Annotated in this window: 10 protein-coding genes and 1 pseudogene; all 11 read left to right on the plus strand. The window is 70.5% G+C overall.

Annotation, left to right across the window (positions count from 1 at the left end):
• Positions 1 to 481, plus strand: a pseudogene (locus CCN56_RS22230) (MFS transporter); the annotation flags it as partial.
• 69 nt (positions 482 to 550) lie between these two features.
• A complete protein-coding gene (gene pafA / locus CCN56_RS22235) occupies positions 551 to 1,912 on the plus strand; it encodes a Pup--protein ligase (protein ID WP_041128375.1) in 1,362 nt (453 codons plus the stop codon).
• A 117-nt stretch (positions 1,913 to 2,029) separates the two neighbouring features.
• Complete coding sequence (locus tag CCN56_RS22240; protein WP_086829352.1) at positions 2,030 to 2,968, plus strand: FKBP-type peptidyl-prolyl cis-trans isomerase; 939 nt, start codon at positions 2,030 to 2,032, stop codon at positions 2,966 to 2,968.
• Between the two features lie 41 nt (positions 2,969 to 3,009).
• Positions 3,010 to 3,387 carry an FKBP-type peptidyl-prolyl cis-trans isomerase gene (locus tag CCN56_RS22245; protein WP_086829355.1) on the plus strand — a complete coding sequence of 126 codons (378 nt, stop codon included), beginning with the start codon at positions 3,010 to 3,012 and terminating at the stop codon, positions 3,385 to 3,387.
• Positions 3,388 to 3,514: 127 nt separating this feature from the next.
• Positions 3,515 to 4,471 carry a YafY family protein gene (locus CCN56_RS22250; protein ID WP_086829357.1) on the plus strand — a complete coding sequence of 319 codons (957 nt, stop codon included), beginning with the start codon at positions 3,515 to 3,517 and terminating at the stop codon, positions 4,469 to 4,471.
• A 16-nt stretch (positions 4,472 to 4,487) separates the two neighbouring features.
• Positions 4,488 to 5,441, plus strand: a complete 954-nt coding sequence (locus CCN56_RS22255; protein ID WP_086829359.1) for a YafY family protein — start codon at positions 4,488 to 4,490, stop codon at positions 5,439 to 5,441.
• A gap of 183 nt (positions 5,442 to 5,624) precedes the next feature.
• A complete protein-coding gene (locus CCN56_RS22260; RefSeq protein WP_041128370.1) occupies positions 5,625 to 5,888 on the plus strand; it encodes a hypothetical protein in 264 nt (87 codons plus the stop codon).
• Between the two features lie 35 nt (positions 5,889 to 5,923).
• A complete protein-coding gene (locus tag CCN56_RS22265; protein ID WP_086829361.1) occupies positions 5,924 to 6,121 on the plus strand; it encodes a hypothetical protein in 198 nt (65 codons plus the stop codon).
• A gap of 185 nt (positions 6,122 to 6,306) precedes the next feature.
• On the plus strand, positions 6,307 to 6,588 hold the full coding sequence (gene tatA, locus CCN56_RS22270) for a Sec-independent protein translocase subunit TatA (RefSeq protein WP_086829363.1): 282 nt from the start codon (positions 6,307 to 6,309) through the stop codon (positions 6,586 to 6,588).
• 105 nt (positions 6,589 to 6,693) lie between these two features.
• Positions 6,694 to 7,596 carry a twin-arginine translocase subunit TatC gene (tatC, locus tag CCN56_RS22275; RefSeq protein ID WP_179199943.1) on the plus strand — a complete coding sequence of 301 codons (903 nt, stop codon included), beginning with the start codon at positions 6,694 to 6,696 and terminating at the stop codon, positions 7,594 to 7,596.
• Between the two features lie 162 nt (positions 7,597 to 7,758).
• Positions 7,759 to 10,590 (plus strand): RNA helicase, encoded by a 2,832-nt coding sequence (locus CCN56_RS22280; protein WP_086829367.1) that lies wholly within the window; start codon positions 7,759 to 7,761, stop codon positions 10,588 to 10,590.
• Positions 10,591 to 10,863 lie beyond the last annotated feature (273 nt).

Consider the following 10,863-nt stretch of genomic DNA (forward strand, 5'->3'; position numbering starts at 1 on the left):
GGGCCTGGGCGCGCTCGCCGGCGGCGTCGTCTACGGGGCCCGGCAGTGGTCCGGGGCGCCCGAGCGGCGGCTGAGGGTCCTCGTGGGGCTCCTCGCGGTCTGCTACCTGCCGCTCATGCTCACCCCCGGCCCCGTCGCCATGACGGGCCTCTCGGTGCTCTCCGGGGTCTTCCTCGCCCCCGCCCTCGCCTGCGCCTTCATCGTGGTCGACCGGCACGCCCCGAGCGGCACCGTCACCGAGGCCTTCTCGTGGCTCGTCACCACCTTCGGCGTCGGCGCGGCCCTGGGCTCCGCCGTCGCGGGCCCGGCGGTCGAACTGGCCGGGACGGTGGCGGGGTTCGCCGTGGCCGGCGCGGGGGGCCTGGTCGCCCTCCTCGTACTGCTCGCCACCGGCCGGGTCCTGCACCCCCGCGACACGACGCGACACGCCGAGGGCGGGACGGTCCCCACCGCCGTACACGCCGAAAAGAACGCGCACTGATCGGAAAATGATCGAAACGGGAACGTCCAACCCGGTTTCAGCGCACGCCGTCAGGCGTAATGTTCAGACATGGACCGCCGCATTTTCGGGCTGGAGAACGAGTACGGCGTCACGTGCACGTTCAGGGGACAGCGCCGACTGTCTCCTGACGAAGTGGCGCGCTACCTCTTCCGCCGTGTCGTGTCATGGGGCCGCAGCAGCAATGTCTTCCTGCGGAACGGCGCCCGCCTGTACCTCGACGTGGGTTCGCATCCGGAATACGCCACACCGGAATGCGACAACGTGACCGAACTGGTCACCCACGACAAGGCGGGCGAGCGCATTCTCGAGGGCCTGCTCGTCGACGCCGAACGCCGCCTGCACGAGGAGGGAATCGCGGGCGACGTCTACCTCTTCAAGAACAACACCGACTCGGCCGGAAACTCCTACGGCTGCCACGAGAACTATCTCGTCGCCCGCCACGGGGAGTTCTCCCGGCTCGCGGACATCCTCATTCCCTTCCTCGTGACGCGGCAGCTCATCTGCGGCGCGGGAAAGGTCCTCCAGACCCCGCGTGGCGCGGTCTACTGCGTCTCCCAGCGTGCCGAGCACATCTGGGAGGGCGTCAGTTCGGCCACCACCCGCTCGCGGCCCATCATCAACACCCGGGACGAGCCGCACGCCGACGCCGAGCGCTACCGCCGGCTGCACGTCATCGTCGGCGACTCCAACATGTCCGAGACGACCATGCTGCTCAAGGTGGGCGCCACCGACCTCGTGCTCCGCATGATCGAGGCGGGCACGGTGATGCGCGACCTGACCCTGGAGAACCCCATCCGGGCCATCCGCGAGGTCAGCCACGACATCACGGGCCAGCGCAAGGTCCGGCTCGCCAGCGGCCGCGAGGCCTCCGCCCTGGAGGTCCAGCGCGAGTACTACGAGAAGGCCGTGGACTTCGTCGACCGCAGGGGCATCCGCTCCGGCACCGTCGCCCAGGTCCTGGAGCTGTGGGGCCGTACGCTCGACGCGATCGAGAGCGAGCAGCTCGACCGGATCGAGACCGAGATCGACTGGGTCATGAAGCACCGGCTCATCGAGCGCTACCGGGCCAAGCACAACATGACCATGTCGAACCCGAGGGTCGCGCAGATAGACCTCGCCTACCACGACATCCACCGTCGTCGCGGGCTGTACTACCTGCTCCAGAAGAACGGGCAGGCGGCCCGCGTCTGCAACGACCTGAAGATCTTCGAGGGCAAGTCGGTGCCCCCGCAGACCACTCGGGCCCGGCTGCGCGGCGACTTCATCCGCCGCGCGCAGGAGCAGCGGCGGGACTTCACCGTCGACTGGGTCCACCTGAAGCTCAACGACCAGGCGCAGCGCACGGTGCTGTGCAAGGACCCGTTCCGCTCCGTCGACGACCGGGTCGAAAAGCTGATCGCCGGAATGTAGGCAGGTCGTATCGGCCATGTGGGCCCCGCACGTTCGGCGTGCGGGGCCCTCGACGTGACAGGAGGAGCGCCTAGAGTGTCGGCACAACTACTGTGCCGTCTGAGATCTGAGGAACACGTGCGCCGACTTGCCGGCCTTCTCGTCGTCCCGCTGCTGCTGCTCTCCACAGCGGCGTGCGGCGGCGATGACAAGGGCTCCGATTCCGCCTCGATGAAGAACGGACTGCCCGCCATCACCGCGGGTGAGAAGTTCGGGGAGAAGCCGACCCTCTCCAAGGGCGAGGGCGACCCGCCCAAGGACCTCAAGGTCAACGTCATCAGCGAGGGCAACGGCGCGGTGACGAAGAAGGGCGACGCCCTCCAGGTGAACTACCTGGGTCAGGCCTGGGACTCCACCACCCCCTTCGACAACAGCTTCGACCGCGGTCAGCCCTTCGACCTCACGCTGGGCGCCGGCCAGGTCATCAAGGGCTGGGACCAGGGCCTGGAGGGCCAGAAGGTCGGCAGCCGCATCGAGATCGGCATCCCGCCGGAGCTCGGTTACGGCGCGCAGGGCCAGGGCGACATCAAGCCCAACGCCACCCTCGTCTTCGTCGTGGACATCCTGAAGGCCGTGACGATCCCGAAGTCCGCCACGGGCACCGTGGTCGCCCAGGACGACAAGGACCTGCCGAAGGTCGGTACGAACACCGACGGCAAGGCCCCCTCGCTGACGGTCCCGAAGACCGACCCGCCGACCAAGCTCGTCTCGAACTACGTGCTCGAGTCCAAGGGCGAGGCCGTCAAGGCCACCGACACGGTCGTCGTGAACTACGTCGCCGCCCTGTGGAAGGACGGCAAGGTCTTCGACTCGACCTACACCACGGGCAAGCCCGCGAACTTCCCCCTCTCGCAGCTGACGCTGAAGGGCCTCAAGGACGGTCTCGTCGGCAAGAAGATCGGCAGCCGCGTGCTGATCGTCGCCCCGCCGTCGGAGGCGTTCGGGGACCAGGAGAAGCAGGGCATTCCGAAGAACTCCACGCTGGTCTTCGCCGTGGACATCCTGACGAAGATGTAAGACTGTCCCGTTCACGCAGTACATCAGTTTGAGGAGTTCCAGTGAGCATCGAGAAGCCCGAGATCGACTTCCCGGGTGGCGAGCCGCCGAAGGACCTGGAGATCAAGGAGATCTGGGAGGGTGACGGCGAGGTCGCCAAGGCCGGCCAGTTCGTGCAGGTCCACTACGTGGGTGTGGCCTTCTCCACCGGCGAGGAGTTCGACGCCTCCTGGAACCGCGGCAACCCGCTCGGGTTCAAGCTCGGCGTCGGCCAGGTCATCGAGGGCTGGGACAAGGGCGTCCAGGGCATGAAGGTCGGCGGCCGCCGCCAGCTGACCATCCCCGCGCACATGGCCTACGGAGACCGTGGCGCCGGCAGCGCGATCGCCCCGGGCGAGACGCTGATCTTCGTCTGCGACCTCGTGGCCGTGCAGGGCTGACCTGGTTCAGGTCGTTCCGAGGGCCCCCGCCGTCCACGGCGGGGGCCCTCGGCTTTTGTCCCGACACCCCGGGGCGGTACGGTCGGACGTCCGAGAAGTGGAACCGGCGGAAGGGTGCGGGGCGTCGATGGCGATTGCCAAGTCCGAGCGGCTGATGAATCTCGCGCTGTGCCTGCTCGGGACACGCCGTCCGCTGAGCAAGCGGGAGCTCCGCGGCTCCATCGAGGCGTACCTCGAAGCGAGCGGCGACGACGCCTTCAACCGCATGTTCGAGCGGGACAAGGACGATCTCCGGGAGCTCGGCCTGGTCATCGAGACCGTCGAGAACCTGGACGGCGAGACCGGCTACCTCGCCCGCCGCGACTCCAACCGGCTGCCGCCGATCACCCTGGACGCCGAGGAGGCCGCCGCGCTCGGCCTCGCCGCCAAGGTGTGGCAGCAGGCCCGGCTCGCCGGGGCCGCCAGCGGCGCCCTGCAGAAGCTCCGCGCCGCCGGCATGCCCGAGGCGGAGGACTCGTACGACACCCAGCCCAGCGCCCTCGAACCGCGCATCCCGGTCCACGAGGCCGCCTTCGAGCCGCTCATGCTGGCCTGCCGCGACCGGCGTCCCGTCGTCTTCGACTACCGCAAGGCCAACGCCGCGCGCCCCGAGACCCGCCACGTCGAGCCCTGGACCCTCGAATGCTGGCGCGGCCACTGGTACCTGGCGGGCTGGGACCGCGACCGCGGTGCCGAGCGCGTCTTCCGGCTCTCCCGCATCACCGGCAAGGTCCGCTCGCGGGCCGGTGCCTTCACCGCGCCCGTGCCCGACGTCGTGACCGTCCGGGAGACCGTCGAGAGCTGGGCCGGCGAGACCGCCACCCGCTCCGCCCGGATCCGGCTCCGTGCCGGCTGTGGCTACCCGCTGCGGGCCCGCGCCCAGGCCGTGACCGAGGGCGACGACGGCTGGGACGAGCTGGAGATCCCGTACGGGCACGGGCTCGACGCCTGGCTCGTCGAGTTCGGCCCGGACGTCGTCGTACTGGAACCCGCCGATCTGCGGGCCGATGTGGTGGAGCGGCTGCGCGCCGTGGCCAAGGGCTGAGGGGGAGACGTACCGCATGGCTGCCAACGCGATCGACCAGACGAGGCGGATGCTCTCCCTCGTCACCTATCTCCGTGAGCGCCCCGGCGCGCACGTCGCCGACGTGGCGCGCGCCTTCGGGATCACGGAGGACGAGCTGATCTCCGACCTGGACGTGCTGCCCATGTGCGGCACCAGCTTCCGGGGCGGGGACCTGCTCGACATCGACACCGACGGCGACCGGATCTGGTGGCACAACCCCGACGACGTCGCCGCGCCGCTGCGGCTCGCCGCCGACGAGGCCACCGCGCTGCTGGTCGCCGCCCGGGCCGTCGCCACCCTGCCGGGGCTCCGCGAGAGCGACCGGGACGCCCTGCTGCGCGCCACCGCCAAGCTGGAGGCGGCGGCCGGCGAGGCCGCCGGGGCCAGCGCGCGGCTCTCGGTGACCTTCGAGTCCGAGGGCGGGGTCTTCGCCGAGGTCGACCGGGCCATCTCGGAACGCAAGCGACTGTGGGTGCGGTACTACTCGCCCGCGCGCGACGAGCTCACCGAGCGCGAGGTCGACCCGATCCGGCTCTTCGCCGTCGGTCACACCTACATGGAGGCGTGGTGCCGGCTCTCCGAGGCGCGCCGCACCTTCCGGCTCGACCGGGTCGCCGAGATCCGGATCCTCGACGAGCACGCCGCGCCGCCGGAGCTGGAGCTGCGGGACCTCTCCGCGGGCCTGGTGCAGCCGTCCGCCGACGACCCGGAGGTCGTGGTCGAGGTGGGGCCCGGCGGGCGCTGGGTCGCCGAGTACTACCCGCACGACCGGGCCGAGGAGCTGCAGGACGGCGGGCTGCGGATCACGCTGCGGACGCCGGACCCGGCCTCGCTGCGCAGACTGGCGCTGCGTCTCGGCAGCGACGGGCGGATCGTCGCGCCGGCGGAGCTGGCCGACAGCGCGAGGACGGCGGCGGCCGCCGCGCTCGCCGCGTACGAGGGCGTGTGACGTTCACCGTGTCCAGGACGCTGTTACTGACGTGGCCGCGTCCAGGGCGCTGTGACCGAGGTGACGTGGCCGCGTCCAGGGCGCTGTGACCGAGGTGACGTGGCCGCGTCCAGGGCGCTGTGACCGACGTGACGTGACCGCGCTGAGAACGCTGTTGCCGATGTGATGCCAGAGTTGAGAGAGATGAGGGAGATGTCCGCGATGCACGGTTTTGCGGCGACCATGGCCCCGGTCCTCTTCAAGGCCGCCTGCCCCGACTGCCGCTCGCGCTTCGAACTCTCCGCGAGTTCCCTGCGCCTGGCCATCGGGGCCAGCCGCCGCACCACCTTCTACTCCTTCACCTGCCCCGAGTGCGGCAGCTCCGTCCGCAAGCCCGCGGGCGAGCGCATCGTCGAGCTCCTCACCGGCGGCGGAGTCCGCACCCTGCGCCTCCACACCACCGTGTGAACGATCCGCACGCGCCCAACGTCTAGGCTCAGCACATGTTCTGGCCCATGCTCGCCATTGCCCTCGGCTTCCTCGGCATCGCCGTCCTCGGCGTCCTCGCCGTCAAGGTGTTCCTGGAGGTCCAGCGCCTCGGCCGTCAAGTGGCCCACACCACACAGCGGATCCAGCGGGCCGCCGAGGAGCTCGAAGACGCCGCCGTCGGACTCGCCCGGACCGGCGATTCGCTCCGCTGAGTCCGTGCCGTACGCTGCAGGAAGCGGTCCCGGACAGGGCGTGCGGGACGCAATCGGGAGTATGCAAGGGCATTGCCCCGCGTTTACTCCTGCGGGTTACGATCGCAGGCAGCGCGGTGGCCGGACGCATGTCCGACCCGCCGGGTACGCACTCCATGTCGCCTCGGTGAAGAAGGTATACAGCTATGGGTAGGCTCGGCCCCACCGAGATCATCCTCATCCTCGTCGTCGTCATCCTCCTGTTCGGCGCCAAGAAGCTTCCGGACATGGCCCGCTCGCTGGGCAAGTCGGCCCGCATCCTCAAGAGCGAGGCCAAGGCGATGAAGGCGGACGACCAGCAGAGCGCCCCCGCCGACCCGCCGCACGCCGGCACGCAGGAGCCCGCCCCGCGCACCATCCAGGCCGCTCCCGGTGACGTGACCAGCGCCCGTCCCGTGACCGAGCCCTCGGACTCCACCAAGCGCTGACCCGGTCCGCCGCGGCCGCCGCACCCTGCGGCGGCCTGCCGCACGAGATGAGGACGTGGGTTGCTCAAGTCTGCCCGCAAGCAGGAGAAGGATCCCGAGGGCCGGATGCCCCTCGTGGAGCACCTGCGTGAACTCCGCAACCGACTGGCGAAGGGTCTCCTCGCCATCACGGTAGTGACGATCGTGGCCCTCGTGTACAGCGAGGAGCTGCTGAGCTTCCTGGCGAAACCCGTACCCACATGCCCACCGGGCGTCACCAGTGACGGCGGCAACTGCGCGACGGTCACCTTTACCTCGCTGATGGCCCCCTTCAGCACGACGATCCAGGTGTCCCTGACGGCGGGTCTCGTCGTCGCCAGCCCCGTCTGGCTCTACCAGCTGTGGGCCTTCATCGCGCCCGGGCTGCACAAGAACGAGAAGAGGTACACGTACGCCTTCGTCGGCGCGGCCGTGCCGCTGTTCGCCGCCGGCGCCTACCTGGCGTACCTCATCCTGCCCGTCAGCGTGAAGGTCCTCATCAGCCTCACGCCCGAGGGCGCCGCGAACCTCCTGGCGCTCAACGACGTCCTCGACTTCACCCTGCGCATGGTGCTCGTCTTCGGCCTCGCCTTCGAGCTCCCGCTCGTCCTGGTGATGCTCAACCTCACCGGTGTCCTCTCGGGCCGCCGCATGGCCGGCTGGTGGCGCGGCGTGATCATGGGCGTCTTCATCTTCGGCGCCGTCATCACCCCCACCACCGACCCCGTCGGCATGATCGCCCTCGCCGGGCCGATCACGATCCTGTACTTCGGGGCCGTCGGCTTCTCCCTCCTCAACGACCGGCGGCGCAGGCGCGCCAACCCCGACGCCGAGCTCGACGACGACGAGGCCTCCTCGCTCGACCTCACCCCCGAGGCCGTCGGGGCCGTCGAGCCCGTGAGCGCGGCCCGTGCCCTGCCCGAGCAGGCGACCGGGGAGTACGGCGGAACGGGCGCGCAGCGGCTCAACGGGTACGACGACATCACCTGATCCCGTACCGCCCCCTCGGCCGGTCCTCTTACGGTCCCCCGGACAGCTGTCCGGGGGACCGTCCTTGTGACCAGGGACTTCACCCCCTGGAAGCGGGCCCTCCGCATCCCCTCGATAAAGATCGCGTCACTGTCACAGGTGGCGGGTAGGCTCGACAACAAGATGACAGAGGACCTCACACCAGCCGAGGCGTACGCGGCCGCCCGCGCCCGCAACGCCGAGCAGCGCACCGCACTGGCACCCTTCCGCGAGCTGTACGACTTCGGTCTGGACCCCTTCCAGATCGAGGCCTGCCAGGCACTCGAAGCCGGCAAGGGCGTGCTCGTCGCCGCGCCCACGGGCTCCGGCAAGACCATCGTCGGCGAGTTCGCCGTCCACCTCGCCCTCACCCAGGGCCGCAAGTGCTTCTACACGACCCCCATCAAGGCGCTGTCGAACCAGAAGTACGCCGACCTCGTCAAGCGGTACGGCGCCGACAAGGTCGGCCTGCTCACCGGTGACAACAGCGTGAACGGCGACGCCCCGATCGTCGTCATGACCACCGAAGTCCTCCGCAACATGCTCTACGCGGGGTCCCAGGCCCTCTCCGGCCTCGGGTACGTCGTGATGGACGAGGTCCACTACCTCTCCGACCGCTTCCGCGGCGCCGTCTGGGAGGAAGTGATCATCCACCTCCCCGAATCCGTCACCCTCGTCTCGCTCTCCGCGACCGTGTCCAACGCCGAGGAGTTCGGCGACTGGCTGGACACCGTCCGCGGCGACACCGAGGTCATCGTCTCGGAGAGCCGCCCCGTCCCCCTCTGGCAGCACGTCCTCGCCGGACGCCGGATGTACGACCTCTTCGAGGAGGAGACCGACCACGGCGGCCGCGGCGCGTCCCGGCGCGAGGTCAACCCCGACCTCCTCCGCCTCGCCCGCACCGAGAACACGCGCACGTACAACCCGCGCGACCGGCGGCGCGGCAAGATGGTCCGCGAGGCCGACCGCGAGCGCGAGCGCCGCCAGCGCTCCCGGATCTGGACCCCCGGCCGCCCCGAGGTCATCGAGCGCCTCGACGCCGAAGGGCTGCTGCCCGCCATCACCTTCATCTTCAGCCGCGCCGGCTGCGAGGCCGCCGTCCAGCAGTGCCTCTACGCCGGACTCCGGCTCAACGACGACGAGGCGCGGCTGCGCGTCCGCGAGATCGTCGAGGAGCGCACGGCCGCCATCCCCACCGAGGACCTCCACGTCCTCGGCTACTACGAGTGGCTCGAAGCCCTGGAGCGGGGCATCGCCGCCCACCACGCCGGCATGCTCCCGACCTTCAAGGAGGTCGTCGAGGAGCTCTTCGTCCGCGGCCTCGTCAAGGCCGTCTTCGCCACCGAGACCCTCGCCCTCGGCATCAACATGCCCGCGCGCACCGTCATCCTCGAGAAGCTCGTCAAGTGGAACGGCGAGCAGCACGCGGACATCACCCCCGGCGAGTACACCCAGCTCACCGGCCGTGCGGGCCGCCGCGGCATCGACGTCGAGGGCCACGCCGTGGTGCTCTGGCAGCGCGGGCTCGACCCCGGCCACCTCGCCGGACTCGCCGGCACGCGCACGTACCCGCTGCGCTCCAGCTTCAAGCCCTCGTACAACATGGCGGTCAACCTCGTCGACCAGTTCGGCCGGCACCGCTCCCGCGAGCTCCTGGAGACCTCCTTCGCCCAGTTCCAGGCCGACCGCTCCGTCGTGGGCATCTCGCGCCAGGTCCAGCGGAACGAGGAGGGGCTCCAGGGCTACCGCGAGGGCATGACCTGCCACCTCGGGGACTTCGAGGAGTACGCGCGGCTCCGCCGCGACCTCAAGGACCGCGAGACCGAACTGGCCCGGCAGGGCGCCGCCCAGCGCCGCGCCCAGGCCGCGAGCTCCCTGGAGAAGCTCAAGCCCGGCGACGTCATCCACGTCCCCACCGGCAAGTTCGCGGGCCTGGCCCTCGTCCTCGACCCGGGCATCCCGGCCGGCCGCACCAACGGCCACCGCGGCTTCGAGCACCACGACGGGCCGCGCCCCCTCGTCCTCACCGCCGAGCGGCAGGTCAAGAGGCTCGCCTCCATCGACTTCCCGGTCCCGGTCGAGGCGCTGGAGCGCATGAGGATCCCCAAGTCCTTCAACCCGCGCTCCCCGCAGTCCCGCCGCGACCTCGCCTCCGCCCTGCGGAGCAAGGCCGGGCACATCAACCCCGAGCGCCACCGGCGGCAGCGCGCCGCCGCGGCCGACGACCGCGAGATCGCCCGGCTGCGCACCGAGATCCGTGCGCACCCCTGCCACGGCTGCGACGAGCGCGAGGACCACGCCCGCTGGGCCGAGCGCTACCACCGCCTCCAGCGCGACACCCAGCAGCTGGAGCGGCGCATCGAGGGGCGTACGAACACCATCGCCCGCACCTTCGACCGGATCGTCGCGCTCCTCACCGAGCTCGACTACCTGCGCGGCGACGAGGTGACCGACAACGGCAAGCGGCTCGCCCGGCTCTACGGCGAACTCGACCTGCTGGCGAGCGAGTGCCTCCGGGACCGGGTCTGGGAAGGTCTCAACCCGGCCGAACTCGCCGCCTGCGTCTCGGCTTTGGTCTTCGAGGCGCGACAGGCCGACGACGCCGTCGCGCCCAAGCTGCCCACGGGCAACGCCAAGGCGGCGCTCGGCGAGATGGTCCGGATCTGGGGCCGCCTCGACGCCCTCGAAGAGGAGTTCAGGATCAACCAGGCGGAGGGCGGCGTCGGCCAGCGCGAGCCGGACCTCGGCTTCGCCTGGGCCGCCTACCAGTGGGCCTCCGAGAAGAGCCTCGACGAGGTGCTCCGCGAGGCGGAGATGCCCGCGGGCGACTTCGTCCGCTGGTGCAAGCAGGTGATCGACGTCCTCGGGCAGATCGCCGCGGCGGCGCCCAAGGAGAACAGCACGGTCGCCAAGAACGCCCGCAAGGCCGTGGACGCGCTGCTGCGCGGCGTCGTCGCCTACAGCTCGGTCGGCTGACGGACCGGTAGTTCGGGAAGGGGCCCGTGGCGGGTGCGCCACGGGCCCTTGGCATGCAGCCGACAGAGGTTGTCCACAGGTGCCCGTCCACAGGGGTGGCGTGTGCGGGGCCGTTCCGCTTGCATGGACTCGCAAGCAGGGAAGGTCAGTTGGGGAGGGGACGTACATGGCCACGCAAGCAGGTCATTCGCATGCCGGGACGCGGGGCGAGGGGCGGTCGACGGGGGAGGAGGCCTCGACGGAAGCTCCGGTTGTCGTCGAGGGGCCGCGGGG

Source organism: Streptomyces sp. NRRL B-24572 (genome assembly GCF_002156145.1).
GTDB lineage: Bacteria > Actinomycetota > Actinomycetes > Streptomycetales > Streptomycetaceae > Streptomyces > Streptomyces vietnamensis.

Bases quoted from the DNA above. Each gene is read 5' to 3' on its own strand.
- CCN56_RS22280 (WP_086829367.1), top strand. From the start codon at position 7,759: ATGACAGAGGACCTCACACCAGCCGAGGCGTACGCGGCCGCCCGCGCC.
- CCN56_RS22265 (WP_086829361.1), top strand. From the start codon at position 5,924: ATGTTCTGGCCCATGCTCGCCATTGCCCTCGGCTTCCTCGGCATCGCC.
- pafA (WP_041128375.1), top strand. From the start codon at position 551: ATGGACCGCCGCATTTTCGGGCTGGAGAACGAGTACGGCGTCACGTGC.
- CCN56_RS22250 (WP_086829357.1), top strand. From the start codon at position 3,515: ATGGCGATTGCCAAGTCCGAGCGGCTGATGAATCTCGCGCTGTGCCTG.
- tatA (WP_086829363.1), top strand. From the start codon at position 6,307: ATGGGTAGGCTCGGCCCCACCGAGATCATCCTCATCCTCGTCGTCGTC.
- tatC (WP_179199943.1), top strand. From the start codon at position 6,694: ATGCCCCTCGTGGAGCACCTGCGTGAACTCCGCAACCGACTGGCGAAG.
- CCN56_RS22255 (WP_086829359.1), top strand. From the start codon at position 4,488: ATGGCTGCCAACGCGATCGACCAGACGAGGCGGATGCTCTCCCTCGTC.
- CCN56_RS22260 (WP_041128370.1), top strand. From the start codon at position 5,625: ATGAGGGAGATGTCCGCGATGCACGGTTTTGCGGCGACCATGGCCCCG.